At 64.5% G+C, this 26,064-nt stretch carries 23 protein-coding genes and 1 tRNA gene; 11 read left to right on the plus strand and 13 right to left on the minus strand.

Features of this window, described 5'->3' with window-relative positions; genetic code table 11:
* Positions 1 to 2: 2 nt before the first annotated feature.
* The 5 genes from kynU to otsB all read right to left on the minus strand — a co-directional run bounded on the left by kynU (position 3) and on the right by otsB (position 6,277).
* Positions 3 to 1,232 (minus strand): kynureninase, encoded by a 1,230-nt coding sequence (kynU, locus tag H7X45_RS00955; RefSeq protein WP_187335721.1) that lies wholly within the window; start codon positions 1,230 to 1,232, stop codon positions 3 to 5.
* On the minus strand, positions 1,229 to 2,140 hold the full coding sequence (locus tag H7X45_RS00960; protein WP_246449531.1) for an alpha/beta hydrolase: 912 nt from the start codon (positions 2,138 to 2,140) through the stop codon (positions 1,229 to 1,231). Before H7X45_RS00960 ends, kynU begins: the two co-directional genes overlap by 4 nt.
* 161 nt (positions 2,141 to 2,301) lie before the next feature.
* Positions 2,302 to 3,720, minus strand: coding sequence for an alpha,alpha-trehalose-phosphate synthase (UDP-forming) (gene otsA / locus H7X45_RS00965; RefSeq protein ID WP_187335722.1), 1,419 nt, complete (start codon positions 3,718 to 3,720; stop codon positions 2,302 to 2,304).
* Complete coding sequence (locus H7X45_RS00970; RefSeq protein WP_281385200.1) at positions 3,717 to 5,489, minus strand: glycoside hydrolase family 15 protein; 1,773 nt, start codon at positions 5,487 to 5,489, stop codon at positions 3,717 to 3,719. The genes otsA and H7X45_RS00970 overlap by 4 nt, the downstream gene beginning before the upstream one ends.
* Positions 5,490 to 5,530: 41 nt before the next feature.
* Positions 5,531 to 6,277, minus strand: coding sequence for a trehalose-phosphatase (otsB, locus tag H7X45_RS00975; RefSeq protein WP_187335724.1), 747 nt, complete (start codon positions 6,275 to 6,277; stop codon positions 5,531 to 5,533).
* Positions 6,278 to 6,458: 181 nt separating this feature from the next.
* Between otsB and H7X45_RS00980 the strand changes: the two genes are divergently transcribed.
* Positions 6,459 to 6,698, plus strand: a complete 240-nt coding sequence (locus H7X45_RS00980; protein ID WP_187335725.1) for a DUF6289 family protein — start codon at positions 6,459 to 6,461, stop codon at positions 6,696 to 6,698.
* Between the two features lie 52 nt (positions 6,699 to 6,750).
* On the opposite strand, the gene H7X45_RS00985 is transcribed toward H7X45_RS00980, so the two are convergent.
* Positions 6,751 to 7,572, minus strand: coding sequence for an alpha/beta hydrolase (locus H7X45_RS00985; RefSeq protein ID WP_187335726.1), 822 nt, complete (start codon positions 7,570 to 7,572; stop codon positions 6,751 to 6,753).
* 332 nt (positions 7,573 to 7,904) lie between these two features.
* On the opposite strand from H7X45_RS00985, the gene H7X45_RS00990 reads away from it, so the two are divergent.
* Both H7X45_RS00990 and H7X45_RS00995 read left to right on the plus strand, forming a co-directional pair.
* Positions 7,905 to 8,066, plus strand: coding sequence for a hypothetical protein (locus tag H7X45_RS00990; protein ID WP_187335727.1), 162 nt, complete (start codon positions 7,905 to 7,907; stop codon positions 8,064 to 8,066).
* Between the two features lie 241 nt (positions 8,067 to 8,307).
* A complete protein-coding gene (locus H7X45_RS00995; RefSeq protein ID WP_187335728.1) occupies positions 8,308 to 8,673 on the plus strand; it encodes a hypothetical protein in 366 nt (121 codons plus the stop codon).
* Positions 8,674 to 8,680: 7 nt separating this feature from the next.
* Here the strand turns inward: H7X45_RS00995 and H7X45_RS01000 are convergent, their stop codons facing one another.
* The 3 genes from H7X45_RS01000 to H7X45_RS01010 all read right to left on the minus strand — a co-directional run bounded on the left by H7X45_RS01000 (position 8,681) and on the right by H7X45_RS01010 (position 12,159).
* A complete protein-coding gene (locus tag H7X45_RS01000) occupies positions 8,681 to 9,307 on the minus strand; it encodes an SOS response-associated peptidase (protein ID WP_246449532.1) in 627 nt (208 codons plus the stop codon).
* A 30-nt stretch (positions 9,308 to 9,337) separates the two neighbouring features.
* On the minus strand, positions 9,338 to 10,951 hold the full coding sequence (locus H7X45_RS01005) for an acetyl-CoA acetyltransferase (RefSeq protein ID WP_246449533.1): 1,614 nt from the start codon (positions 10,949 to 10,951) through the stop codon (positions 9,338 to 9,340).
* Positions 10,952 to 11,118: 167 nt separating this feature from the next.
* A complete protein-coding gene (locus H7X45_RS01010) occupies positions 11,119 to 12,159 on the minus strand; it encodes a type I restriction endonuclease (protein ID WP_187335729.1) in 1,041 nt (346 codons plus the stop codon).
* Positions 12,160 to 12,464: 305 nt separating this feature from the next.
* Here H7X45_RS01010 and parC point away from each other — a divergent pair, with 305 nt between their 5' ends.
* Complete coding sequence (gene parC / locus H7X45_RS01015; RefSeq protein ID WP_187335730.1) at positions 12,465 to 14,729, plus strand: DNA topoisomerase IV subunit A; 2,265 nt, start codon at positions 12,465 to 12,467, stop codon at positions 14,727 to 14,729.
* 25 nt (positions 14,730 to 14,754) lie between these two features.
* On the opposite strand, the gene H7X45_RS01020 is transcribed toward parC, so the two are convergent.
* Genes H7X45_RS01020 through H7X45_RS01030 form a run of 3 tightly spaced genes read right to left on the minus strand, consistent with a single transcriptional unit; the run spans position 14,755 to position 17,073 of the window.
* Entirely contained in the window at positions 14,755 to 15,936 is a 1,182-nt protein-coding gene (locus tag H7X45_RS01020; protein ID WP_187335731.1) for a CCA tRNA nucleotidyltransferase, read from the minus strand.
* A complete protein-coding gene (locus tag H7X45_RS01025; protein ID WP_187335732.1) occupies positions 15,929 to 16,513 on the minus strand; it encodes a CoA pyrophosphatase in 585 nt (194 codons plus the stop codon). Before H7X45_RS01025 ends, H7X45_RS01020 begins: the two co-directional genes overlap by 8 nt.
* Positions 16,510 to 17,073, minus strand: coding sequence for a DUF1285 domain-containing protein (locus H7X45_RS01030; RefSeq protein WP_187336918.1), 564 nt, complete (start codon positions 17,071 to 17,073; stop codon positions 16,510 to 16,512). The genes H7X45_RS01025 and H7X45_RS01030 overlap by 4 nt, the downstream gene beginning before the upstream one ends.
* A 134-nt stretch (positions 17,074 to 17,207) precedes the next feature.
* Between H7X45_RS01030 and H7X45_RS01035 the strand changes: the two genes are divergently transcribed.
* The 3 genes from H7X45_RS01035 to H7X45_RS01045 all read left to right on the plus strand — a co-directional run bounded on the left by H7X45_RS01035 (position 17,208) and on the right by H7X45_RS01045 (position 18,975).
* Positions 17,208 to 18,095, plus strand: a complete 888-nt coding sequence (locus tag H7X45_RS01035) for a DUF1499 domain-containing protein (RefSeq protein WP_187335733.1) — start codon at positions 17,208 to 17,210, stop codon at positions 18,093 to 18,095.
* A 7-nt stretch (positions 18,096 to 18,102) separates the two neighbouring features.
* Positions 18,103 to 18,834 (plus strand): extensin-like domain-containing protein, encoded by a 732-nt coding sequence (locus tag H7X45_RS01040; protein WP_425498186.1) that lies wholly within the window; start codon positions 18,103 to 18,105, stop codon positions 18,832 to 18,834.
* A 67-nt stretch (positions 18,835 to 18,901) separates the two neighbouring features.
* Positions 18,902 to 18,975 (plus strand) — tRNA-Gly (locus H7X45_RS01045).
* A gap of 27 nt (positions 18,976 to 19,002) precedes the next feature.
* On the opposite strand, the gene H7X45_RS01050 is transcribed toward H7X45_RS01045, so the two are convergent.
* A complete protein-coding gene (locus tag H7X45_RS01050; protein ID WP_187335735.1) occupies positions 19,003 to 20,202 on the minus strand; it encodes a PQQ-dependent sugar dehydrogenase in 1,200 nt (399 codons plus the stop codon).
* 218 nt (positions 20,203 to 20,420) lie between these two features.
* On the opposite strand from H7X45_RS01050, the gene rimP reads away from it, so the two are divergent.
* The 4 genes from rimP to infB all read left to right on the plus strand — a co-directional run bounded on the left by rimP (position 20,421) and on the right by infB (position 26,012).
* Complete coding sequence (gene rimP, locus H7X45_RS01055; RefSeq protein WP_187335736.1) at positions 20,421 to 20,972, plus strand: ribosome maturation protein RimP; 552 nt, start codon at positions 20,421 to 20,423, stop codon at positions 20,970 to 20,972.
* A 66-nt stretch (positions 20,973 to 21,038) separates the two neighbouring features.
* On the plus strand, positions 21,039 to 22,679 hold the full coding sequence (nusA, locus tag H7X45_RS01060) for a transcription termination factor NusA (protein WP_187335737.1): 1,641 nt from the start codon (positions 21,039 to 21,041) through the stop codon (positions 22,677 to 22,679).
* On the plus strand, positions 22,660 to 23,415 hold the full coding sequence (locus H7X45_RS01065) for a DUF448 domain-containing protein (RefSeq protein WP_187335738.1): 756 nt from the start codon (positions 22,660 to 22,662) through the stop codon (positions 23,413 to 23,415). The genes nusA and H7X45_RS01065 overlap by 20 nt, the downstream gene beginning before the upstream one ends.
* Positions 23,412 to 26,012 (plus strand): translation initiation factor IF-2, encoded by a 2,601-nt coding sequence (gene infB / locus H7X45_RS01070; RefSeq protein ID WP_187335739.1) that lies wholly within the window; start codon positions 23,412 to 23,414, stop codon positions 26,010 to 26,012. The genes H7X45_RS01065 and infB overlap by 4 nt, the downstream gene beginning before the upstream one ends.
* Positions 26,013 to 26,064: the final 52 nt, after the last annotated feature.

Consider the following 26,064-nt stretch of genomic DNA (forward strand, 5'->3'; position numbering starts at 1 on the left):
ACTCAGGTGACGCGGCCCCGCTCGGCGAAACGTGGGTCGCGCCAGCTCTCTTCCGCCAGGATCTTTGCCATCGCCGCGACCGCGCGCACGATATCCTCGTGGCGCAGATAGAGCGGTGTGAGGCCGAAGCGGATGATGTCGGGGGCGCGGAAATCGCCGATGATGCCGCGCGCGATAAGTGCCTGGGTCAGCTCATAGGCATGGTCGAAGCGGAAGCTGATATGGCTGCCGCGCCGGTCCGGATCGGTCGGTGAAACGCAGGTCAGCTGCCCGCAATAACGCTCCGCCAGCCGCGCAAACAGATCGAACAGCTGCACGGATTTCGCCCAGACCGCGTCCATCTCCACGCCGTCGAAACTGGCGATGCCGCCCTCCAGCGCGTCCATCGCCAGCATCGGCGGCGTGCCTGCCTGAAAGCGCATGATGCCCGGTGCAGGCTCGTAAGCGTCCTCGAACGCGAAGGGGCGCGCATGGCCGAACCAGCCGCGCAAGGGACTGACGAGCCGGTCCTGCAGGCTTTCGGCGACGTAGAGAAAGGCCGGCGCGCCCGGCCCGCCGTTCAGATATTTATAGCCACAGCCCACCGCCAGCTCCGCGCCGCAACCGTTCAGGTCCAGCGGCACTGCGCCCACCGAATGGCTAAGATCCCACAGCACCCGCGCTCCGGCGTCGCGCGCCCGCGCCGTCAGGGCGGCCATATCGAACCGCTCGGCGGTCTTGTAGTGGATATGGGTGAGCAGCGCGATGTTGGTGTCCCCGCCGATCGCGCCTTCGATCGCGCTGCGCTCCACCACATCGAGGCGCTGGTCGGGCAACAGCTCGGCCGCGCCGCTCGCGATGTGCAGATCGGTGTGGAAATTGCCCGCCTCGGACAGGATCTGCGGACGATCCGGCGAAAGCTGCGCCGCGGCGACCAGCAGCTTGAAGATATTGACCGAGACCGAGTCCGCGATCAGCACCTCATGCGGTTTCGCGCCGATCAGCCGCGCGATCTTGCCGCCGATCCGCTCCGGCGCGCCGATCCAATCGGCATCATTCCAGCTGCGGATCAGGCCGTCGCCCCATTGCTTTTCGAGCATGTCCTTCTGCCGCGCGACGGTGGCGCGGGGCAGGGGGCCGAGCGAATTGCCGTCGAGATAGATGACGCCGTCCGGCAGGTGAAAGCGATCGCGCAAAAGCGCGAGCGGATCGGCGGCGTCGAGGGCGTGGGCGTGATCGAAATCGATGGTCATTTGCGGCCCAGCGCCTTTTCGATTTCGTCGACCGCTACGCCCCATGCCGCGGTTTCGGGCGATACCAACTCCACATGGCCGCTATCGGGCACGAAGCGTACGCGCACATCGTCTCCCTTGGCGCGCATGGCGGCTTCATATCGGGTTGCGTAATCGGTGGGGATGATCCGGTCGTTCAGGCCGTTCACCAGCACCTGCCGCGCGCCCAGCGGGGCGAGTTCGGGGACCGAGGTTTCCGCATATTTGCCGCCGCCCGAAATTCTGTCGATCACTTCGGTTCCGCAGCCCGAACCCGGCGGGGTGGCGGCGAGCTTCAGGTCCGGCAAGCCGCCCTGGCTGATGATGGTGTCGGGGATCACCGGATCGGAGACGCGTAGAGGCGATCCTTCCGGCAGCTTGCCTTGGCCTGCGAGCCACAGCGCCAGATGGCCGCCCGCCGAATGGCCGATGGCGACGAGCGGATCGATATCGAGCTTCAGCCGCGCCGCATTGTCGCGCAGCGCCTTGGCCGCATTGGCCACGTCGAGATAGGTGCCGGGATAGCCGCCGCCTTCGCGGTCCACGCCGCGATAGTCGATATTCCACACCGCGATGCCGCGCTGTCGGAGATCGTCCGCGATCCAGGCCATCAGCGTGCGGTCCGCAATGTCGGTCTGCCAGCAGCCGCCGTGGATCATCAGCACGGTGGGGAAGGGGCCATCGCCCTCGGGACGCCACAGGTCCGCGACCTGCAGGGGATCGCTGCCATAGCTGATGGTCTCGTCCGGCACCGGGCGGGTGCGGTTCGTCAGATCGTCCCACGTCATCAGCTTCGGCGCGGCGGCTTCGGCGGCTGGCGTGGCGGGAGGCTCGGACGGAGTGCAGGCGGTCATGGCGATGCTCGCGGCGGCGATGAGGAGAGTGCGCATGTGGGCGTTGTAGCCTCGGACATTCGTCATTGCGAGGAGCGAAGCGACGCGGCAATCCAGAGCGATTACAGAGCCATTTGATCGATCCAAAGCGCCGCGGGACCCTGGATTGCTTCGCTGCGCTCGCAATGACGTAGTCTGAACGGAACAGCGGGCGGTTCTTACTCCCCCGGCACGTCCAGCAGCAGCTTGTCCTCGGCGTTCTTCACGTCATGCGCCTGCATCAGCTTGTTCACATAGGTTTCGCGCCACCACACGACGTCGGTCTCGCCGATTTCGTGCATCATGATCTTCCAGCGCCGCTGGCGCTCCTCCAGCGGCATGGTGAGCGCCTGTTCGATGGCGTCGGCCATTTCCTCATCCGCATAGGGATTGATCAGGATCGCTTCGGTAAGCTGCTGAGCCGCCCCGGCAAAGCGGGAGAGGATAAGGACGCCGGGGTCCTTGGGATCCTGCGCCGCGACATATTCCTTGGCGACCAGGTTCATGCCGTCGCGCAAGGGTGTTACCAGCCCCACCTTCGCCGCGCGGTAGATGCCGGCCAGCTTGTCGCGCGGATAGCCCTTGTTGACGTAACGGATGGGCGTCCAATCGACATGCGCGAAGCGGCCGTTGATGCGGCCCGATTCCGCCTCCAGCGAAGCACGGATTTCCTGATAGCTCTTCACTTCGCTGCGCGAGGGCGGGGCGATCTGCACCATCACTACCTGGGTCTGCATCTCCGGATGCTCGGTCAGATAGCGCTCGAACCCCTTGAAGCGCTCCTCCAACCCCTTGGAATAGTCCAGCCGATCGACGCCGATGATCAGCGCGCGGCTGTCCTGCACGCTGGCCCGCATCGTCGCCTCGGCTTCCTTGGCGACGTCCGAGTTCACCGCATCCAGAAATTCGTCATAATCGATGCCGATCGGGCAGGCGAAGGCCTTGATCGTGCGCGTGCCGACGGTGATGTCGTCTCCGTCGATCGTGCCGCCCATCTCCTTCTCGCAATAATGGCGGAAGCTTTCGAGCCACTCGGCGGTCTGGAAACCGATCACGTCATAGGCGAACAGCGATTGCACCAGCCGCTGATGATGCGGCAGCGCGACGAGCAGCCGCGTGGGAGGCCAGGGCGTATGGAGGAAGAAGCCCATACGGTTCTTCACCCCTTGCCGGCGCAGGTCCCAGGCCAGCGGGATCAGGTGATAGTCATGCACCCAGACGGCATCGTCCGGCTCCACCAGCGGCTGCATGGTCTCGGCAAAGCGCTTGTTGACGCGTTCATAGCCCGAACCGAAGCTGCGCACATATTCGGCCAGGTCCATGCGATAATGGAACAGCGGCCACAAAGTGCGGTTGGCGTAGCCGTTATAATATTCGTCGATGTCCTGTTCTTCCAGGTCCACCGTCGCGGTGCGCACGCCGTCATATTCGTCCATCCGGATATGGCCGGTGAACCGGTCCGTGCTTTCGCCGGACCAGCCGAACCAGATGCCCTTATGCTCGCGCAGCGCGGCTGACAGCGCGACGGCCAAGCCGCCCTGCGCGCCATCGGGGCCGGGTTTCTGGACGCGGTTCGAGACGATTATCAGGCGGCTCATCGATATTCGCTCCAGGGTTTGCTGAGCAGGACGGCGCAGTTGATGATGCCGACGAGCGAATAGGTTTGCGGGTAATTGCCCCAGAGCTCGCCCGACACCGGGTCGATATCCTCCGATAGCAGACCGGCCGGCGTGCGACGACCCAGCATGTCGGCAAACAAATGTTTGGCCTCTTCCTCGCGGCCCGACTGGGCGAGCGCTTCGATCAGCCAGAAAGTGCATACGGTGAAGGCGGTTTCGGGCATGCCGAAATCATCCTCGCTATCGTAACGCAGCATATGGTCGCCGCGCCGCAGCGCCTTTTCCAGTGCGGTCAGCGTACTCTGGAACCGCTCATCACTGCCGTCCAGGAAGCGCAGGTCCAGCAGCTGCAGCAGGCTGGCATCGCGCATGTCGCCCTGGAAAGTCGCGGAGATGGCGCGGCTATCTTCACGCCAGGCAGCCTTCAGAATATGCGCCTTCATGCTATCGGCCCGCTCACGCCAATGGTCGGCGCGGTCGGGCAGGCCCAGTTCGCGCGCGGCATTCGCCAGCCGGTCGCACGCCGCCCAACACATCACTGCACTATAGGTGTGGACGTGCGATTTGGTGCGCAGCTCCCACAGCCCGGCATCCGGCTGGTCATAAAGCTCGAACGCGCGATCGCCCACCTTTTCGAGGGATTCAAAATCCTCGATGCCTGACATGCGCATCAGCCGCCGGTCGATGAACGCCTGGACAGAGCTGAGCACGATCTGGCCATAGGCGTCATGCTGGTTCTGGCTGTAAGCGGCGTTGCCCACGCGCACCGGACCCATACCGCGATAGCCGGACAGGCCGTCCGCCTCGCCCTCCTCCAGCCGGGCATTGCCGCGCACGTCGTAGAGCGGTTGGACGTTGCCCCCCTCGCTCGCGTCCACGATATTACGCAGATATTCGAGATAGGATTCCAGCACGTCCAGCGCGCCGATCCGGTTCAGCGCCTCGACCGTGTAATAGGCGTCGCGAACCCAGCAATAGCGATAGTCCCAATTACGGCCACTGTCCGCATGTTCGGGGATCGAGGTGGTGAGCGCGGCCACGATCGCCCCGGTATCTTCATGCTGACACAGTTTCAGCGTGATGGCGGCGCGGATCACCGCTTCCTGATATTCGGGCGGGGTGGCGAGGCCGCGCACCCAGCCGCGCCATTCGTTTAGCGTGTCATCGAGCATCTTTTCCAGCTCCGGCTCGATCGCGGTGGAAAAGCTCTCGTCCGGTCCCAGGAAGAAATAAAGGTCGCGCTCCACGCGGAACGGGTTTTCCTGATTGACGAGGCCGATCGGCGCGTTGGTGGACAGGCGCATCGGCATCGCCTCGATGTCGTAGCTGATATGGTTGGAGCCATAGCTGCGGGCCACCTTGTCGAGCGTCCAGCCCGATGCGGGGCGCAGGCGCACGCGGATGCGCGGGCTTCCGGTGACGGCGCGCACGATGCGTACGAAAGCATTGGGACGATAGGTCCGGCCCGATCGGCGATAGCGCGGGGCGAAATCGATAATGTCGATCGCGCTGCCCGACGCATCGATCTTGCGCGTGATCAGCACCGGCGCGTTGCGCATGTAGCGCTGCGATATGCTCGTGCAGTTTTCCAGGTCGATCGCCCAGAAACCGCCCGCCTTTTCCTCGTCATCGAAGGGGGTATTGTCCACCAGCGCAGGAAAGATGGGATCGCCGTCGACGCGCGGAATACACGCCCAGACGAAGCGGGCATTGTCGTCCACCAGCGCGCTGGCCTGGCAATTGCCGATCGGCCAGAGGTTCAGGTTGCGCTTGTCGCTGGGCGCGTTGCTCACTGCGGAATTCCTTGTTCGAGCCAGTGGTGAACGGCGGCAACGTCCGCCAGACGATATTGTGCCGCGGTTTCGCGTTCCTCGCCGATCAGAATGCCGTGGCCGCCCAGATCGCGGACCGCTTCGAACCCATCCTCATCGGTCACGTCGTCGCCTAGGAAAACGGGCGCACCGCCGCCGAACGGATCGCGCTGCATCAAGGCGCGGATGGCGCTGCCCTTATGGTCGTCGCCCGCGCGCAGCTCGGCCATCATCTTGCCGTCCTGCAGGTGGAGGCCGTGCATCTGTGCCAGCTCGCCCGCAACCCGGCGGCAGTCGGCCTCCCGTTCCGGCGCGCGGCGATAATGCAGGCACACGCCCAGCGGCTTGCGCTCGACCAGCAGGCCATCGTCGGTGGCGGCAATCGCGTCGAACGCGCGGCCCGCGACGATGAGAGTTTCCGGCGCTTCGGGCCGGTCGATGGTGCCGGGCTCCAGGCTGATTTCGCTGCCGTGGCTGCCCGCAATCGGCACCGTGGCCAACCCGAAGCGCCCGCGCAGCGTATCCACATCGCGCCCGCTGACGATCGCCATCCGCCCGTCCAGCATGTCGCCGAGCCGTTCCAGCAACGGATGCAGTCCATCGGGCACCTCCACCGCCTCCGGCCGGTCGGCCAGCGTCACCAAGGTGCCGTCGAAATCCAGAAACAAGCTCGCGCCGACCAACAGGTCGCGCGGCGGGGCGGGCAGGGGGGAAGGGCCGGTCACACCGACACTCTATGGCTTTTGCTGCACTGCGCAAGGACAGCCGATCCGACGGGTGCAATTGGGCAGTTTGGGTAGGTCCGTTTCCGAGCAAACACGGAGCGGGTTGTGACTGTGAGCCTCGCATTCTTCTGCCACAGTGATGCCGCCGTTTTCTGGATAGCGGCCAAAGGAGGACGAGATCATGAAGTTGAAGTCGAAAATGGCGAAGCTTATGCTGGCTGCGGTCGGTATTACGGCGGCCAGCGCCGTCTACGCCGCAGGTCCATACACGGACTATTACAAGAAAACGACCTACTATTCCGACGCCAGTTACCAGACCGTGGTCGGCGAGCGGGTTTTGACTTGCATGTCGATTTGGGAAGAATGGGGCGAGGTGACAGATTTCAGGAAAGGCAAAATCGGTAATTGCCCACCGCTCTAAGGACTGGTTGTGCGGTCCGGCCTGCTTTGCCGGACCGCGTTTTTCCAGTGCGCTACTGCGTCACCTGCTTCAGAAAAGCCATCACCTCGGCGCGGTTAGCTTCGGCGCCTTTCGGGTTTTCGGCGGCGATCAGGGTGGAGGAGCCGTGGGTGCCGTGTTGCGGTACCACCGGTTCGTTCGTCTCCCGCGGGACGGCGGAGAGAATCGCCATGGCGGCATTGGCCTCGTTCCGGTCGGCGGCCATGGTGAAGATGGGAATGGAGACTTTGCTCGCGGCGCTTCGGACCGCTTGCTTATCCTTCAGATATTCGCCCGGTGAAAAGGCGAGCAGCGCGGCGATCTCTCCGGGGTGCTGCGCGGCAAGGAGGAAGGCGAGGGCGGCGGAATAGCTGCTGCCCCAGACGATCACCGGCTCCCCCTTGGTACGCGCCCAGGCCAGCGCGGCGTCCATGTCCGCCAGCGCCGCCTCGTAATCGGGCGCGCTGCCGCCGATCCCCGCCACCGTCTCGTTCGTTCCGCCGAACATGTCGCCGCCCGAGCGCTGATCAATCGCCAGGGCGTTGTAGCCCGCCTTGGCAAGCATTGGCGCGATGGTGGCATATTCCGCCTTGTTGGCCCCGGCCTGATGAAACAGCAGGATGGTCGCCGCTGGCTCCTTGGCCGGATACCAGGCGCCATGAACGGTGACGCCATCGGACGCTTCGAACTGCACGGGCTGCGCTTCGCCTGGCGCGAGAGCGGCGACGGTCGGATCGCCGCTGGCCGGGGTGGCGTTGGCATTCTCACCCACGGGCCCGCCGTCGGAGCCGCAGGCGGCAAGGATCAACGGGAACGCCAGCAGCGCGGACGAGGTGCGAACGAAGGGAAACGGCATCGGGTATCCTCGGCTTGTGTTTCCGCCATCGGGTGCGCGGGCGGCATTACAGCAGGAACGTCTGGGCCGAGGCTATGGCTTCGCCTGTGCTTTTCGGGCGGACGGAGGGACCGGGGAAACGGGCCATGCGACGATATGGGCATAGGAAAGGGCGCGGGCGGCAAACGTCCTGACAGGGGCGTGGCGGTGTTGCGAGCAATGTCGAGAAGCGTTCGCAATTCGGAATTGCTAGTGATTATCACTTTTAAGTAACTGAAATTATTTGACTTTTTTAACTTGGCCAGCTACGAGCCCATCATATCGACGAGACCGACGGACAAGGAGCACAAACCATGAATTGCCAGAACTGCAAATTCTTCCAGACCAGCCAGAGCGAATGCCGCCGCTATGCCCCGTCGCCCGAGGGTGACAAGAAGGCGCATTGGCCGACCGTTTCGTCCGACGATTGGTGCGGCGAGTTCGTGAAGAGCGAAGGCGAGCGTAAGGCCGCCTGATCGAACCGGGCCGCGCGGATCGCAGCGGCCGGATCGAACATCCAATCGCATGAGGGCCTGGCCCCATGCAAAGAACAAGGGAAGCGGCTTCGGCCGCTTTCTTTTTGCCTGGAGTTTGCGGCTTCTCGGGCTGGCCATCGGCAGTGCCCCTAAGCTCTAGAGCAAAGAACCGCGATTGCCTCTTGACGAAGCTTCTCTTGCGTATCATTCTCAATAGCAGAGACGCAATCGAGGAGCCGTCATGATCGATCATTTCCGCGCCCGCTGGTTTGGTGAAGACGAACGTGCGCTGGGCCGCTCGGCCGATGCCCTGATGAACAGTCCCGGCCGTGCGCAGGGGCGCGTTGCCGACTGGTCGCTCTGCCGCATGGCTGCCGTTCTCCAGCGCGGCGCGCGCCGCCCGCTCGACATCGCCCCCGTCGGCACGGCGCAGCTGACCGCCAACGAGCGTTCGCTGCTCGCCATTCTGGATGCGCTGTCCGAAGGCGACGATGCGCTGGCTGCCCGCCACGCCGAATGGCTGGTCGCGCCGTCGTCGCTGCGCGCGTTCCTCAGCGCCACCGCGCCGCTGGCCGATATCTATCCGAAGCTGTCTAGCGCCGCCTGAGGCGCGGCTATTCCCGCTCCGCAATCTCCATCGCCTCTGCGGGGAAGGGCTGGGCGAGGGCTTGCGCCTCGCCGCCCTCCATCCACGCCGCATAGCGGTCCGGCCCAAGGATCACCGGCATGGATTTGGGATGGACGGGCCGCACCAGTTCGTTCGGTTCAGTCGTCAGAAAGGCGAAACGCGCACCTTCCGCGCCGCCGCGCACCAGCCCGGCAAAAGCGAACAGAGGGCTTTCCTTCAGCCCGAACCACACCTTGCGCTTCGATCCCGCCTCGCCCTCCCATTCGCAAAAGGCGGTGACGGGCACGAGGCAGCGGTTGCCCGGACCCGCCAGCAGATTGCGCCAATATCCGCTGTCCAGATTGCGCACATTGGTGATCGGCCGCATTCCCTCGCGCCAGCCGGGCAGACCCCATTGCGCCTCGATCAGCGCGGCGCGATTGTCCTGCGAGACGATCAGAGGCGCGGACCGGTCTGGATAGATCGCATCGAAAGCGGGCAGATTGGCCCGCGCCTCGGCCAGACCGAATAGCGCCGCCATCTCGCTGATCCCGCTGCGCATGCGATAGAGATTGCACATGGCGGAGAGATTAGAGCGCGCAGACCAGGGCGGCAAGGCGGGTGCGGATTGCATTAACCTCAGCCCCGAAGATTGTCCGCGCGCTCAGCCCGCGCTGAAAACGAGTTGGCCGTCCGCGCCCGCCGTCACCTCGCCGCCTACGTCGATGGCACTGCGCTCCATCGACGTCAGCAGCGCCAGCGTCGCGCCGTCCTCGGCCGGAACGCGCGCCATCAGGCGCTGGCCCTCCGGCGTGCGCGCGATGACGACGCCCTGTAACGGCGCGCCGTCCCGCGCAAAGGGCACGGTGTAGGTCTCAATGACGGCGGGCCCGCAATAGTCCTCGATCAGTTCGGGCACCGCGCCGCGCGCCGCCTCCGCCGCGGCCTGCACGCTATACTCCGCGTCCAGCGTGGTGCCGGGCCGCGCAGAGCCCAGGATCAGCGCATGATGCTTGGTGAGATATCCGCCCTGACCGTAGAGCAGGCCCAACCCCCCGGCATCGCCCTCACGCAAGCGGCGGACCATCGCCGCGGCGGCATGGGTCATATAATTGTTCAGCGGCCCGCCGAAAAAGGTGAGCCCGCCGGTTACCGTGGGGCTGGTGCTCTCGGGATCGAGCCCCAGCGTGCGCAGCGCCATCTTCGGCACCACGGGGAAGCAGCTGTAGAGCTCCAGATGGTCGAGGCGCTCCACGCCGCCCGCGATCGCGCGCGCCCGGTCCAGCACGGCGGCCTGCGCGGTGGCATGGGCATAGCTGTCGCGCGTCAGATAATCCTCGCTCTCCTCAGCGCTGGCCCCGCCGTGCAGATAGACCATCCGGTCCGCCGGAATGCCGCATTCTCTCGCCTTTCGCTCGCTCATCACGATCAGGGCGGCGGCCTGATTGACGATCGGATTGGCCGTCATCAGCTTGGGGTAGGGCCAGCAGATCATGCGATTGCCGGGCGCTATCTGCCCGATCTGCTGGCTGTCCGGCGCGCTGTCGATCCAGGCATGGGGTTTGTGCGCGGCGGCCGCGGCATAAGCGGCCCACAGATCGGCTGAGCGCCCATGCGCCTGCGCAGGGCTTTGCCCCCAGGCGGCTTGCGTCGCCATTTCGTAGAAGGGGTAGATGCGCGCCGGGTCCAGCATGTCGAGCAGATGGGCGGGACGCGCGGTCCGGTAACTGCTGCCGGGAAAGCGCACCGTTTCTTCGCGCGGCGGCGGCGAGGTCCAATCCAGCTCCACGCCTTCCTTCTGCGCCAGCCGCCGGCTGCTCATCGCTTCGCCGCCCAGGATCAGCGCCGCCTCGATCCGGCCGCTTTCGATGGCGATGGCGGCATCGTGGATCAGCCGCATCGGCGTTTCGCCGCCCATGCTGGCATTGGTGGCGCGCCCCGGCGCGATGCCCAGCCGCCCGCACAGCTTCCGCGCGGGATCGCGATAGCGCCAGCTGATCAGCCCGATCAGATCGAGCATATCGACCTTACCGAGCACGCCCGGCGCCCCCGCATCCTCCGCCGCCGCCCGCGCAGCCCGCGCCATCAATTCCAGAGGCTCCAACGCGTCGGCTGCTCTCCGCGGCCGATCGGACCATTCGCCCACCCCCACGATCACCGCATGATCCACCATCCGCCCGCGCTCCTCTCCGCCGATGACGGCAAGATTGGCGGGGGTGCGGGGGCAAGTCCAGCGTTCAGCATGGCGCGACGTGGTCTTCGACCAGCCATCTGCCAATTGTTAAAGAAGCGCTTCAGCAGGGTCTGGCGATCCGTTTCCAGAAGGCGTTCGGTATTTCGGCGACAACCTTGCTGTGTATGCAGTCGGCCTATGATCTGGCGAAAGCCGAGGCGGTTGCGGACGCGATCAACGTGAAGCGCGTGCCGGAACCGATGTAGGTGTGTTTACTCCGCCAGCATCGATTGCAGGCGGTCGATGATCGCCGCTTTATGCTTGTAGATTTCGACGACATTCTGGACGGGATGCTTGGTTTCCACCTTGTCCTCATCGAAAGTGCCGACATAGCGCGCGGTCTCGGAATTGAACCACATGCGGGCGAGCGGCTTGCGGTTGTTGTCGTCCAGCAGGATCGCACAATAGGATTTGGCATCGCGCATGTGGATGCGTGACGGGTCCACGATGTCCGAACAGATGGCGCGAACCAGTTGAAAGCCTTCCAGTTCGTCGGGCGTCGTTTCGATTTCGGAGCTGCTGGCCGGTTCTTCGTCGCTCCCTTCGTCGATTGCGGATGAGAGGCGATCGTTCAGCCGATCCCGCAGGATCGCCCGAAACGCATTGGGAATGTGCCGCGAAATGGCCGACTTGGAACCTGGTGTCAGGCGTCCATCGACGACTTTCGAAGCAATCAGCCTTACGAAATCGGCGGACGGTTCGGTCAATTCCGCTTCGAGAGCTTTAATGACGGCGCCTTCCATCTGGAGGGATTCCGCTGTCTCGACGATCGCATCGACGTCGAACCCGACCTTCTGGAATTTCGCCAAATTGCGGTAATCGGTCTTGCGCAGTTTGCAGAGATCGAACTCGTAAAACGGCTTCTGATCCATCCGGTTGGAGGCTTCCAGATCGGAATAGAATTTGAACTGCGCGCCGTTGGTCAGGATGGCGAACTTGGCGTCGGTTACGCTGAAATATCGATAGAGCTGCGACGCGTGCTTGAGGGATAGCTCCTGATTGACCGGCTTGCACTCGATCAGCATGGCGATCTCGCCTTCCACGCAGATCGCGTAATCAACCTTTTCGCCCTTTTTGGTGCCGACATCGGCCGTAAATTCTGGAATCACTTCCGCGGGATTGAATACATCGTAACCCAGCGCCTGCAAAAACGGCATGACCAGTGCGTTCTTGGCGGCCTCTTCGGTCGCAAGCGCTTCGCGATGCGTCCGTGCTTTCTCGGACAGTGCTTCCAGCCGCGATTCCAGTTCCATATCTGATCTCCCCCTTCGATTTGCTTTGGATAAAAGACGGTTGTGTCGAAGGCAATCACATCCATGCAGGTAGTTGAGAGCAGGGCATCAAGTAACGCTGTCCTACACTGTGCCCTTTCCAGTATAGCAAAGCCTGCTCTTTCTACTGTCGATCCAGCGTCTTTGTACGCCGTTTTTCGCCCCCGCGGGTTTTCCGCTCTGGACAGTGTGAAGCGGTGTGAAGCTGGCCCCTCGCGGGCGGTTTCCACAGCTTTCGCCGTTCGCGGTCTGTCCCTTCGGCTCCCACGCTGCTATCGCGCGGCGCCATGAGCGAGGACAGCACGACCGAGAGCCCCAAGGACGAGTTCGACCAGATCGTCGACGCGCCGTTCGATGCCGCGCTGTCGGAGCGCTATCTGGTCTATGCCATGTCCACCATCACCGCGCGCTCGCTGCCCGATCTGCGCGATGGGCTGAAGCCGGTGCACCGCCGCCTCCTTTGGGCGATGCGGCTGCTGCGGCTCGATCCGGCGCAGGGGTACAAGAAGTGCGCGCGCGTGGTGGGCGATGTCATCGGCAAGTACCACCCGCATGGCGACCAGTCGGTCTATGACGCGATGGTGCGGCTCGCCCAGACCTTCTCGCTGCGCTATCCGCTCGTCGACGGGCAGGGCAATTTCGGCAATATCGACGGCGATAACGCCGCGGCGTACCGGTACACCGAGGCGCGGCTGACCAAGACGGCCATGCAGCTGATGGCCGGCCTGAACGAGAACGGCACCGACTTCCGGCCCACCTACAATGGGGAGGATGAGGAGCCGGAGGTGATGCCCGGCCTGTTCCCCAACCTGCTGGCTAACGGCGCGGCGGGCATCGCGGTAGGCATGGCGACGTCCATCCCCAGCCACAACGTCCACGAGATCATCGACGCCGCGACGCTGCTGATCGATCAGCCGGATGCGAGCCATGCGCAGCTGATGGAGATCGTGAAGGGCCCCGACTTCGCGACCGGTGGCGTGCTGGTAGACAGCGCGGCGAGCATCGCGGCGGCATACGAGACGGGCCGCGGCTCCTTCCGCGTGCGCGCACGCTTCGAGATCGAGAAGCTGGAGCGCGGCGCCTGGCAGGCGGTGGTGACCGAGATCCCCTATCAGGTGCAGAAGGGCAAGCTGATCGAGGGGATCGCGAACCTGATCGCGGACCGCAAGCTGCCGATCCTGGCTGATGTGCGCGACGAGAGCGACGAGGCGATCCGCATTGTGCTGGAGCCCAAGAACCGCACGGTCGATCCGGACCAGCTGATGAACGCGCTGTTCCGCCTGACCGATCTGGAGAACCGCTTCTCGCTCAACATGAACGTGCTCGATGCCAACCACACCCCGATGGTGATGGGGCTGGGCGAGGTGCTGCGGCACTGGCTGGCGCATCAGATCGAGGTGCTGGTGCGCCGATCGCGCCACCGGCTGGAGCAGATCGACGCGCGGCTGGAGCTCCTGGAAGGCTACATCATCGCCTTCCTGAACCTGGACCGGGTGATCGAGATCATCCGCACCGAGGATGAGCCCAAGGCGGTGATGATGGAGGAGTTCCAGCTCTCCGACCGGCAGGCCGAGGCGATCCTCAACATGCGGCTGCGCAGCTTGCGCAAGCTGGAGGAGATGGAGCTGAAGCGCGAGCGGGACCAGCTCGCCAAGGAGCGCGAGGGGCTGGTGAAGCTGATCGACAGCCCGGCGCGCCAGCGCACGCGGCTGAAGAAGGACCTGGCCGAGCTGCGAAAGGACTATGCCGAGGATACCGCGCTGGGTGCACGGCGCACGGGGCTGGAGGAGGCCGCGGCGACGGTCGAAGTGCCGCTCGAAGCCATGATCGAGCGCGAACCGCTGACGGTGATTGTCTCCCGGCGGGGCTGGATCCGGGCGATGAAGGGTCATGGCAACGACGTGTCCGGCGTCAAGTTCAAGGAAGGCGATGAGCTTGCCTTCGCCTTCGAGGCGCAGACGACGGACAAGCTGCTCGTCGCCACGGCCAGCGGGCGCTTCTACACGCTGGGCGCGGACAAGCTGCCCGGCGCTCGCGGCTTCGGCGAGCCGATCGGATCGATGGTGGACATCGACGGCGGAAACGCGATCGTGAAGGTGCTGGCGGCGCGGCAAGGCGGACGACTGCTGCTCGCCGCGTCGGGTGGGCGCGGCTTTGTAGCCAATATGGACGATCTGATCGCCGAGACCCGCAAGGGCCGCCAGGTGGTCAACCCCAAGGGCAAGGCGGTGCTGAGCGTGGTGCGCGAGATCGATGCGAGCCACGATCAGGTCGCCGCGGTGGGCGAGAACCGCAAGCTCGTCGTCTTCGCGCTGTCCGAGATGCCGGAGATGACGCGGGGGCAGGGCGTGATGCTGCAGCGCTACAAGGATGGCGGCTTGTCCGATGCCACCACCTTCCGGTTGGAGGACGGCCTTAGCTGGACGATGGGCGGCGAGACCGAACGCACGCGCACCGTGGACAAGGACGATCTGCTGCCCTGGCGCGTGGCACGCGGTGCTGCCGGCCGGCTGCCTCCCAACGGCTTCCCCAAGGACAATCGCTTCGATTGAAGGGAGCGGCCAACGATGAAAGAATTCAGAGCTGCTCCGCCACCAGCGCATCGAGGCGGTCCGCATCGGGGAAGCCTTCCTCGATCCAGCGGGCTTCGATCGCGCGGAGCCGCTGCCCCAGCTCGGGGCCGGGGTTGAGGCCGCGGGCGATGAGATCGGCTCCCTTCAGCGGGAAGCGTGGCGGGGTCCAGCCGTCCAGCGCTGCCAGCCGCTCGTCAAGCTCGGCATCGTCGGCATAGAGCAGCGCTGCGTCGCGGGCGGCATCGAGGCCGTGATCGTAGGCGGCGCGGCGCGAATCGGCGGCGCCGCGCGCCGCAATCGCGCTCTGTAGCGCAGCGCGCTGGCGCTTCGACAGCTTAAGTCGAGCCGCGACCGTGGCTGCGACCTCCGGATCGGCGGGTAGCAGCGCGAGCAGGCGGCGCATGGGATCCGGGGCAATGCCGTACTCATGCTCGCGCGCCACCAGACGATCGAACGGCGCGGGACCCTCTACCTCCGGCAGGATCGGCGCGAAGATGCCGCCCTGCGCCATCGCGTTCACTGCGAAGCGGGGATCGTCCAGCGATAGCAGCTTGGTGAGCTCGTCCGCGATCCGTTCGCGCGACAGGCCCTTCAGGCTGTTCGCACCGGCTTTGCATGCCGCATAGGCCTCTGCGTCCAGTTCGCTGCGCCCGAAGCGCGCGAGGAAGCGGAAGTAGCGCAGGATGCGCAGATGATCCTCCGCGATCCGCCGGTCCGCATCGCCGATGAAGCGCAGACGCTGCGCATCGAGATCGTCCAGTCCGCCGAAATAGTCGCTGATCGCGCCGTTTTGCGGATCGGCATAGAGCGCGTTGATCGTGAAATCCCGCCGGGCCGCGTCCTCGCGCCAATCGGTCGAGAAGGCGACGGTCGCGCGGCGGCCATCGGTGGAAACATCGCGCCGCAGGGTGGTCACTTCGAACGGACGATTATCGGCTACCGCGGTGACGGTGCCGTGGTCGATGCCCGTCGGCACCGCCTTCAGGCCAGCCGCTTTCAACCGCTGCATTACGTCTTCGGGCAGCAGCGGCGTGGCGAGATCGATGTCCTTCACCTCGCGGCCCAACAGGCTGTCGCGCACGGCGCCGCCGACGATGCGCGGGCGTTCCTCTCCGTCGCTCAACGCATCGACCACCGCGAGCAAAGCAGGATCGCGCCGCCAGGGGGCATCAGGAAGATTACGCATGTTCGTTCAAGGCGCGCGATAGATTGGCGATGATACCGGCGGTGACGCCCCAGATGCGGCGGCCCTGCCAGTCCATATCGTAATAGGTACGCGGGACCCCGCGCCAGATGCCGGTCTTGCGCTCAGCATTCGCTGGGTCCAGCAGCCAGGCGAGCGGCACCTCGAACCAGTCCGCCACCTCGTCAGCGCACGGCACGAGATCGAGATCGGCGGGGACGAGGCCGATCACCGGTACGATGCGAAAGCCGCTGCCCGAATGATAGGCCGGGGCGGTGCCGATCACGTCGACTTGGCGAGCCGGAATGGCGAGCTCTTCCTCAGCCTCGCGCAAGGCAGCAACAATCGGATCGCCGCCATCTTCGGGCTCCAGCTTGCCGCCGGGAAAGGCGACCTGTCCAGCGTGGCTGCGCAGCCATTTGGGCCGCTGGGTCAGGATCACGCCGGGCTCCTCCCGCCGCGTCACCGGCACGAGCACCGCGGCTTCGCGGTAGCCGCCCTCGGGCGCGCCGAAATCCGCCTCATCTTCATGCGCCGTTTCAGTCCCGAGCGCGCGTTTCAGCATTGCTGCAAGGCTCATGCGGCAGCCGTCAACGGAAAGAACTGACCGTTGCTCCATATGCCGGGGCGGTCCGGGTTCTGCGCCAGCGCCATTTCAGCCAGTTCGTAATAGACCGAACGGCCAATGCGCGCTTCCAGGCCGTGGCGGACGTGAAGGTATAGGCGCGGATCGTTGGAGGTGCCGCCAATGCGGATAGCATGGCCCGGCCCCGCCACCACGATGTCATCGGTATTCAGGCGAAAGCCGAGGCTGGCTGCTTCACCTTCGCCGTCAGCGCGCAGCTCGACTGCCTGGAAGGGCGCATCCTCCACCTCGATCCACTGCTTTTCATAAGGCAGTACCAACGCGAACCGCCCGTCCGCTTCCTTGCGCAACAGGCGTGAGAAAGCGCGAACCATGGCTGGCCGGCCGATCAGCCCGCCGTCATGATACCAGCGGCCTTCGGCATCGATCCGCATCAGGCTATCGGAAGAGGCATCGGGATGCCAGTCCTGAACCGGCGGCAGGCCTTCGCCGTCGGCAAGCCGGGCGATATCCTGCGGGCTCAGGCTGGCAAGGTCGGGCGCTTCATAGGGCATGGCGTCCAGATAGAGCGCCACAAGCCGCTTGCCAATGCAGCGGCGGTGGCGGACAAGCGCGCGGACCGGTGCAACCGCTGCCCCGTAAGCGGCGTTTAGTGTTGGAACAGGGACGAACAGAGGGGACAGGGCCGATGGCCGACGATTTCAACGATCCGAACACGACGGAGCATGTGGCGACCGCCACCGCTGACACGAGTGCAGGTGACACGGGCACAGCCGGCCATGACAAGCCGATGCTGATCAAGCGCGATCCTTTTGGTCTGATCGTGTTGATTCTGGGCGCGGGCGCGGGGCTTTGGGGCCTGCTCGCCTCATTCGGTCCGGGTTGGGGCTTTTGGGATTACACTGTCGGTCTCACCTGGATTCGCTACGCCTTCTTCCTGGCGCTGTTTACGCTTGTGCTCGCTATCGGCGTTTTCATCTGGAGACGCCGAAAGGGAATGCGCACCAAGATGCCGCGCCTGCTGATCGGCGCGGTCAGCGCGGCGATCTTTGCCGGCTATATCGGCTATCAGCTCAGCGTGGCGATGTCGGTGCCGGCAATCCACGATATCTCCACCGATCTCGCCGATCCGCCGCAGTTCACCACGCTGACGCTGCGCGCCGACAATTGGGATGCGATTCCCGGCGCGGACGACAAGGATATGCGCGGGCTTTCGCCCCGTCAGCGCTGGGCATTGCTCCACCAGAAAGCCTATCCCGATATCCGTTCGGTCCGCATCGATATGCCGGTGCCCCAGGTGATCGAGGCGGCAGAGCGGCTCGCCACGGATCGCGGCTGGGACATCGTGGCCGCCGATCCCGCGCGCGGTCATATGGAAGCCGTCGCGACGGTGTCCGCCTTCCGTTTCAAGGACGATGTCGTGCTTCGCGTGCGGCCCGCCGGGGCGGGGCAGGGATCGATTATCGACATGCGCTCGGTCAGCGAGGTCGGTCAGAGCGATCTGGGTGTGAATGCCGAGCGCGTGCGCAGTTTCCTGTCGGATCTTTCGGGCACCACGACCGCTGCCAGCCGCTGAACCGATGCTGCGGACCGCGAAAGCCATCGTCCGCAGTCTCGTCGTCCTGGCCATTTTGGCGGCGCTCGCCGTGGCCGGTTTCGTTTTCGTGCGGGATCGGCCGCAAGATGTTCCTTGGACACCCCTTGATCTCGGGCAGCCGATCGGTGCCTTTACTCGCCAGAAACTCGTGGCTCTCGGCGAAGACTTCCCGCGATGCCGTGCGCTGCTTGACCGTGCGGGTGTCGATTATGCGGTCAAGCCGCCGCGCGGAGAGGGGAAGTGCGTTCAGGAGGACGGCCTGATCCCGGAACCCGGCGGCGCCACCACGGTGCGGTTGCGCCCGGCTTCCGTCGCGCCGAGCTGCCCTGTGGTGAGTGCGCTCGCCATATGGGAATGGCAGGTGGTGCAGCCCGCCGCGCGCAAATATCTCGGATTGCCGATTGCCGACATCGGGCACTACGGTTCCTATAGCTGCCGCCGGATGTATGGCGCGTCGGAGGGCAAATGGAGCGAGCACGCAACCGGCAACGCGATCGATATCGCCAGCTTCACAACCGAGGATGGGAAGACGGTGAGCGTCCTAGATGACTGGAACGGCGGCACGGAGGATCAACAGGCTTTCCTGCGCGCGGTGCGTGATGGCGCGTGCGATCTGTTCGCAACCGTGCTCTCGCCCGATTACAACAGTGCGCACGCGAACCATTTCCATTTCGATCAGGCGAACCGCGGCGGCATGGGGTGGGGTGCCTGCCGTTGAGAGGCCGAACAATACCGCGCGCTATTGCTTGTCACCGCGCAGGTGCACGGCTATTGGAGGCGGCGTTGCGGGCGTGATGTAGTGGTAGCCTGTCAGCTTCCCATGCTGATCGTGCGGGTTCGATTCCCGCCGCCCGCTCCAGCTTCTTCCGACAGTTTCATACGCTCCTCAGCTCTCGCCATGCCCGTGATCGATCGGCGTCAGCTTGATCAGCCGTCCGTTAGATCCGTCTTCGAGCACCCAGACCGCACCCTGCGGACCCTGTGCGAGCGCGCGGACACGGAAACCCATGTCCCACTGGTCCGCCTTCGACACATCCTGATCGTCCACCTTCAGCCGGATCAGCGTTTCACCCGATAGCCCGCCCAGTAACAGCGAGTCCTGCCATTCCGGAAACAGGCTGCCGGTGTAGTAGATCAGGTTTGCGGGCGAGATGGACGGTGTCCAGAATGCTTCCGGCGGTTCATAGCCATCGCCGGGCTTGTGATCTGGGATGTTCGATCCATCATAATTGATGCCGTTCGACGCATTGGGCCAACCGTAATTCTTGCCGCGCTTGATAAGGTTGACCTCATCGCCGCCCTTGGGGCCCATCTCGCTCTCCCAGAGATTGCCGTTGGGCGCAAAGGCTAGGCCCAGGATATTGCGGTGGCCGTAGGACCATATCTGTGCGGACACGCCGCCACGTTCGGCGAAGGGATTGTCTGCCGGCACGGTGCCGTCGGGGTTCAGGCGAAGCACCGAACCAAGATTGTTGGACAGGTCCTGGGCCGGATCCTTCTTCTGGCGCTCACCGGACGAGACGAACATATATTGGCCGTCGGGCGAAAAGGCGATGCGGTGCGAATAATGGCCGCGACCCGTAACCTTCGGATCCTGCCGCCAGATCACGCTCAGCCCGTCCAGCGAACAGGCGAGCGGCTGCGTGCAATTCAGCCGGCCGCGACCGACAACCGCACCGCGGGTATCGCCTTTGCCGGCCTCGATCCAGCTGAGATAGATCATCTTGTCGGCCCGGAAGTTCGGCCCGGTCACGACATCGCCAAGGCCGCCCTGGCCGCCATAATCCACGGTGGGCGCGCCGCTGACGGTCCCGATCTTGCCGGTAAGCACGTCGACGATTTTCAATACGCCCCGTTTCTCGGTCACCAGCAGACGATCATCGGGCAAAAAGCTCATCGCCCAGGGTTCATCGAACTTCGCGACCTCGGTTTCCTCGAACGGGCGTCCCATGCTCTGGCTATTCAGCGGGTCTGCGCTTTGCGTGGCGCTATCGTTCGCCACAGCCTTGTCGTTCGATCCGTTGCAGCCAGCGAGCGACAGGGCGAGCGTGAAGGGAAGGGCGGCGCCAATCATGGAAATTTTCATCGGTATACCCTGGTCTGTTCGAAGGCTTGGATAAAGCCCGTGGAGTAGGAGACACTAACGCCCCGCGCGCTTTCGCGGTTGCATCGCGCCCGGCACCGATCTATATCCTTGTCCGTTCCCGACATTGCGAAGACGATTGCGGGGCCGCCTCTCCCGGAGAGCGCGGCGGCGACCGGCTTTGCCTGTTCGAACGGAACCATGGAATTATTAGGAGCCGCATGCCCGATCTCGAAGCCCTGACTGCCCTCATCGCCCCCGAAGCCGAAGCTCTGGGATTCGATCTGGTGCGCGTTGCCTGGCTCGGCGGGGACGAACGCACGCTGCAGGTGATGGCCGAACGGCCCGATACGCGCCAGCTCGGCATCGACGATTGCGCCGATCTCTCGCGCCGCCTGTCGGAAAAGTTCGATGCGCTGGAAGAGCAGGGCAAGGACCCGATCGACGGGGCTTACCGGCTCGAGGTAAGCTCGCCCGGGATCGACCGGCCGCTCACCCGCCTCAAGGATTTTTCCGATTGGGCGGGGCATGAGGCGCGGGTGAATCTCACCGTCGGCGTCGATGGCCGCAAACAGCTGCGCGGCGATCTGATCGGCGTGGAAGACGGCATGGTGGCGATCGAGGACCGCAAGTCCGGAAAGCTGCTGTTCGATCCCGCCCATCTGCATTCGGCCAAGCTGATCCTGACGGATCGGCTGATCGATGCGACGCAGCCGATCGAAACGGACGGCGCGGACGAGATCGTAGAGATCGAGGACGAGAGCGAAAACTGAGTTTATAATCCGTGCGCCGATGCGCGCGGGATGATAGAACGAATAGAAAGTCGAAGAGAGAAGACCATGGCCAGCCCGATTTCCGCCAACAAGGCAGAACTGCTCGCGATCGCCAATTCGGTGGCGCAGGAGAAGATGATCGACAAGGCGATCGTCGTCGAAGCGCTCGAGGAAGCGATCCAGCGCGCCGCGCGCTCGCGTTACGGCGCCGAGAACGACATTCGCGCCAAGCTGGATACCAACACCGGCGATCTGCAGCTGTGGCGCGTCGTTGAGGTGGTCGAGGATGTCGAGGACTATTTCAAGGAAGTCGACCTGAAGCAGGCCCAGAAGCTGCAGAAGGATGCCAGCGTCGGCGATTTCATCGTCGATCCGCTGCCGCCGGTCGATCTTGGCCGCATCGATGCGCAGTCGGCCAAGCAGGTGATCTTCCAGAAGGTCCGCGATGCCGAGCGCGAGCGGCAGTATGAAGAGTTCAAGGACCGCGCGGGCGAGATCATTACCGGCGTCGTGAAGTCCGTCGAGTTTGGCCATATCGTGGTCGATCTCGGCCGCGCAGAGGGCGTCATCCGCCGCGATCAGCAGATCCCGCGCGAAATGGTGCGCACCGGCGATCGCATCCGTTCGCTGATCCTGAAGGTGCAGCGCGAAAATCGCGGGCCGCAGATCCTGCTCAGCCGCGCGCATCCCGACTTCATGAAGAAGCTGTTCGCGCAGGAAGTGCCGGAAATCTACGACGGCATCATCGAGATCAAGGCCGCCGCGCGCGATCCGGGCAGCCGCGCCAAGATCGGCGTGATCAGCTATGACGGATCGATCGATCCGGTCGGTGCCTGCGTGGGCATGAAGGGCAGCCGCGTGCAGGCCGTCGTGCAGGAAATGCAGGGCGAAAAGATCGACATCATCCCCTGGTCCGAAGACACCGCGACCTTCGTAGTCAATGCGCTGCAGCCGGCCACGGTCAGCCGCGTGGTGATCGACGAGGAAGAGACCCGTATCGAGGTCGTTGTGCCTGACGATCAGCTGTCGCTCGCCATCGGCCGCCGCGGCCAGAATGTTCGTCTCGCCAGCCAGCTGACCGGCCACGGCATCGACATCATGACCGAGGAAGAAAGCTCGGAGAAGCGGCAGAAGGAATTCGCCGAACGCACCGAGATGTTCCAGGAAGAGCTGGACGTCGACGAAACGCTCTCGCAGCTGCTGGTGGCCGAAGGCTTCAGCGAGCTGGAAGAAGTGGCCTATGTCGCGTTGGAAGAAATTTCCGGCATTGAAGGCTTCGACGAAGAGCTGGCCGAGGAGCTGCAGAGCCGCGCGCTGGAAGCGCTGGAGCGCCGCGAGGAAACCGCACGCGCCGAACGCCGCGAACTGGGCGTCGAGGACGATCTGGCCGAACTGCCGATCCTGACCGAAGGCATGCTGGTGACGCTGGGCAAGGCGGGCATCAAGACGCTCGACGATCTGGCGGATCTCGCAACCGACGAGCTGATCTTCAAGCCGCGCCAGGAACCGCGCCGTTCCAACAGCGATCGCCGCCGCACTGAGGTGAAGCCGGGCATCCTCGCCAGCTACAGCCTCACCGAAGAGCAGGGCAATGAGATCATCATGGCCGCCCGTGCCCATTGGTTCGAGGATGAAGATGAGGGTGTGGCCGCAAACGCCGCGCCCGCAGAAGAAGCGGAGGCCGCCGATGCGGAAGCCTCCCAATGATACGGGCGACGAACGCCTAGATACCGAAGGCACGGGCAAAGGGCGGGGCACGCATGTTCCTGTCCGCCGCTGCATCCTTTCGGGCGATCGCGCGCCGCAGCATCTGCTGATCCGGCTCGCGGTTTCGCCCGATGGGGAGCTTGCGCCCGATATTCACGCCAAGGCCCCGGGTCGCGGCGCGTGGATCGGCGTGTCCCGCGCCGAGCTGGAGCAAGCGATCGAAAAGGGCCGCATGAAGGGTGCGCTCGCCCGCGCCTTCAAAACTGGCGGTATTACAGTGCCGGACAATCTGCCCGAGTGGATCGATACGCAGCTGCGCCAGGCGACGCTCGATCGGCTCGGCCTGGAGGCGCGTGCGTCCAACCTGCTGACGGGCTCCGAAAAGATTGCCGAGCGCGCGCGCGGCGGGCTTGTCTCTTTGTTGCTCCATAGCTCGGACGCAAAGCCCGACGGAAAGCGCAAGCTGGACCAGGCCTGGCGCGTGGGAATGGACCGTGAGGGAAGCGGTGAAGGCGGAATCGCCTTGCCGGTGGACCGAGAGGCCCTATCTATGGCATTGGGGCGTGAAAATGCGGTCCATGCCGCGATTTTGGGGGAGAAGGCCGCAGCACGCGTCCTGCAACATCTCGCCCGCTGGCTAAATTATACCGGATGCAGTATCGGTGCCGGCCCCGTTGCCGGGACGGACGATGCTGTGACAGATGACGAAGACCTTAGGAAGACTGCTGTTCGATGAGTGAAGAAACCCAAGACAAGCCGAAACTGAGCCGCAAGCCGCTGACCCTGAAGAGGTCGGTCGATGCGGGCCAGGTCGAACAGCGCTTCAGCCATGGCCGGACCCATAAGGTCGAGGTTGAGGTCAAGCGCAAGAAGCTGGTTGGCAAGCCCGGCCAGGCTGCCGCTGCCGACAAGGCGAAGGAAGAGGCGCTCAATCCGCCGCCCCCGCCGCCGCCCGCCCCCGCTGCGCCCAAGGCTGCTCCGAAGCCCGCGCCGACTCCGGCCCCTGCGCCGCGTCCGGCTCCGATGGACAATCTGACCCGTCAGGAACGGCAGGCAAAGCTGCTGCGCGAGGCCGAGGAAGCCCGCCTTGCGCAGGCCGAAGAAGCCCGCCGTCGCGAGGAAGAGGCTAAGGCCAAGGCGCTGGAAGAAGAACGCCGCCGCGCCGAGGAAAACCGCCTCGCCGAGGAAAAGGCTGCCGCCGAGCCGGCGCCTGCGCCCGAACCGGAGCAGAAAGCGCCGGAAGCCGCTGCGCAGCCTGAGGCCGCGCAGGCCGAAGAAGCGCCCGCCGCCGAAGCGAAGCCCGCTGTGATCAAAACTACCAGCGACGCCCCGCCGCCGCGCCGGTTCACCCCGGTCGAACGCCCTGAGCGCGCGCCGCGTGTCGAGAAAGAAAAGAAGCCTGCGCGCGGTGCCAAGACCCCGCAGGACGATCGTCGCCGTTCGGGCAAGCTGTCGGTCAAGACGGCGCTCAACGAGGACGATGGTGCCCGTGCCCGTTCGCTCGCCGCGCTGAAGCGTGCCCGCGAGAAGGAAAAGCGTGCCCAGATGACGGGCCGCAAGCGCGAGGCGCAGCCCAAGCAGAGCCGCGAAGTCGTGGTGCCGGAAGCGATCACCGTGCAGGAGCTCGCCAACCGTATGGCCGAAAAGGGCGCGGATCTGGTGAAGGCGCTGTTCACGATGGACCTGATGGTGACGGTCAATCAGACCATCGATCAGGATACCGCAGAATTGCTGGTCGAAGAGTTCGGCCACAAGATCAAGCGCGTGTCCGAATCCGATGTCGAGATCGACACCGAAACCGATATCGATCCGGAAGAGACGCTGAAGCCGCGTTCGCCGGTCGTCACGGTCATGGGGCATGTCGATCACGGCAAGACCAGTCTGCTCGACGCCATTCGCGGCGCGAGCGTCGCATCCGGCGAGGCCGGTGGCATCACGCAGCACATCGGCGCCTATCAGGTGAAGACCAAGGGCGGTGACGTGATCACCTTCCTCGATACGCCGGGCCATGAAGCGTTCACCGAAATGCGTGCCCGCGGCGCGAACGTCACCGACATCGTGATCCTGGTGGTCGCGGCGGATGACGGGCTGATGCCGCAGACGATCGAGGCGATCAATCACGCGAAGTCGGCGGATGTGCCGATGATCGTGGCGATCAACAAGGTCGATAAGGAAGGCGCCAACCCCCAGAAGGTGCGCGAGCGCCTGCTGGAGCATGAGGTGATCGTCGAAGATATGGGCGGCGAAGTGCAGGACGTCGAAGTGTCTGCGCTGAAGAAGACCGGTCTCGACGATCTGCTCGAGAAGCTGGCGCTTCAGGCCGAACTGCTCGAACTGAAGGCCCGTCCGGACCGCGATGCCGAAGGCGTGGTGGTGGAAGCCAAGCTCGACAAGGGTCGCGGCGCCGTTGCCACCGTGCTGGTGAAGCGCGGAACGCTGAAGCGTGGCGATACCTTCGTGGTCGGCGGCGAGAGCGGCAAAGTCCGTGCGCTGATCAACGATCAGGGCAAGCAGGTGAAGGAAGCCGGTCCGTCCGTGCCCGTCGAGGTGCTCGGCCTGTCCGGTGTGCCCAATGCGGGCGACATGCTTACCGTGGTCGAGAACGAGCAGCGTGCGCGTGAAGTCGCCACCTATCGTTCCGAACAGGCCCGCAAGCAGCGCACCACGCAGGCGCCGACATCGCTGGAGAACATGTTCTCGGCCATGGGCGCTGACGCCGCGATCGAATATCCGGTGGTAGTGAAGGCGGACGTGCAGGGCACCGCGCAGGCGATCGTCCAGGCGCTCAACAAGATCTCCACCGACGACATCAAGGTGCGCATCCTGCATCAGGGCGTCGGCGGGATTACGGAGAGCGACGTGACGCTGGCGGCCGCATCGGGCGCGCCGATCATCGGCTTCCACGTGCGTCCCAACGCCAAGGCACGTCAGATTGCCGAGCGTGAGAAGATCCGGTTCAAATATTTCGACGTGATCTACGATCTCACCGACGATATCCGTAAGGAAATGGCCGGCGAGCTGGGTCCGGAGATCATCGAAACCGTGGTCGGCCGCGCCGAGGTGAAGGAAGTCTTCCCTGCGGGCAAGCGCGACAAGGCGGCAGGTCTGCTAGTCACCGACGGCTTCCTCAAAAAGGGTCTGCGCTCGCGCCTCACGCGCAACGATGTCATCGTGTCGAAGACCGTCATCGCCTCGCTCCGTCGCTTCAAGGACGATGTCGCGGAGGTCCGTGCGGGTCTCGAATGCGGCGTGGTGCTGGAAGACACCAACGACATCAAACCGGGCGACACGCTCGAGGTGTTCGAGGTCGAAGAGCGCGAACGCACGCTGTAAGGAGTTAGCGGGTCCTGATCCGGTCGGCGGAGGCCTCAGTATCTCATTGAGG

Source organism: Novosphingopyxis iocasae (assembly GCF_014334095.1).
GTDB lineage: Bacteria > Pseudomonadota > Alphaproteobacteria > Sphingomonadales > Sphingomonadaceae > Novosphingopyxis > Novosphingopyxis iocasae.

Coding starts and splice junctions, on each gene's coding strand:
- H7X45_RS01035 (WP_187335733.1), top strand. CDS start 17,208: ATGGCCGACGATTTCAACGATCCGAACACGACGGAGCATGTGGCGACC.
- nusA (WP_187335737.1), top strand. CDS start 21,039: ATGGCCAGCCCGATTTCCGCCAACAAGGCAGAACTGCTCGCGATCGCC.
- kynU (WP_187335721.1), bottom strand. CDS start 1,232: ATGACCATCGATTTCGATCACGCCCACGCCCTCGACGCCGCCGATCCG.
- infB (WP_187335739.1), top strand. CDS start 23,412: ATGAGTGAAGAAACCCAAGACAAGCCGAAACTGAGCCGCAAGCCGCTG.
- H7X45_RS00995 (WP_187335728.1), top strand. CDS start 8,308: ATGATCGATCATTTCCGCGCCCGCTGGTTTGGTGAAGACGAACGTGCG.
- otsA (WP_187335722.1), bottom strand. CDS start 3,720: ATGAGCCGCCTGATAATCGTCTCGAACCGCGTCCAGAAACCCGGCCCC.
- H7X45_RS00960 (WP_246449531.1), bottom strand. CDS start 2,140: ATGCGCACTCTCCTCATCGCCGCCGCGAGCATCGCCATGACCGCCTGC.
- H7X45_RS01000 (WP_246449532.1), bottom strand. CDS start 9,307: ATGCAATCCGCACCCGCCTTGCCGCCCTGGTCTGCGCGCTCTAATCTC.
- H7X45_RS00980 (WP_187335725.1), top strand. CDS start 6,459: ATGAAGTTGAAGTCGAAAATGGCGAAGCTTATGCTGGCTGCGGTCGGT.
- H7X45_RS00985 (WP_187335726.1), bottom strand. CDS start 7,572: ATGCCGTTTCCCTTCGTTCGCACCTCGTCCGCGCTGCTGGCGTTCCCG.
- H7X45_RS01025 (WP_187335732.1), bottom strand. CDS start 16,513: ATGAGCCTTGCAGCAATGCTGAAACGCGCGCTCGGGACTGAAACGGCG.
- rimP (WP_187335736.1), top strand. CDS start 20,421: ATGCCCGATCTCGAAGCCCTGACTGCCCTCATCGCCCCCGAAGCCGAA.
- parC (WP_187335730.1), top strand. CDS start 12,465: ATGAGCGAGGACAGCACGACCGAGAGCCCCAAGGACGAGTTCGACCAG.
- H7X45_RS01010 (WP_187335729.1), bottom strand. CDS start 12,159: ATGGAACTGGAATCGCGGCTGGAAGCACTGTCCGAGAAAGCACGGACG.
- H7X45_RS01030 (WP_187336918.1), bottom strand. CDS start 17,073: ATGCCCTATGAAGCGCCCGACCTTGCCAGCCTGAGCCCGCAGGATATC.
- H7X45_RS01050 (WP_187335735.1), bottom strand. CDS start 20,202: ATGAAAATTTCCATGATTGGCGCCGCCCTTCCCTTCACGCTCGCCCTG.
- H7X45_RS01065 (WP_187335738.1), top strand. CDS start 22,660: ATGCGGAAGCCTCCCAATGATACGGGCGACGAACGCCTAGATACCGAA.
- H7X45_RS00990 (WP_187335727.1), top strand. CDS start 7,905: ATGAATTGCCAGAACTGCAAATTCTTCCAGACCAGCCAGAGCGAATGC.
- H7X45_RS01020 (WP_187335731.1), bottom strand. CDS start 15,936: ATGCGTAATCTTCCTGATGCCCCCTGGCGGCGCGATCCTGCTTTGCTC.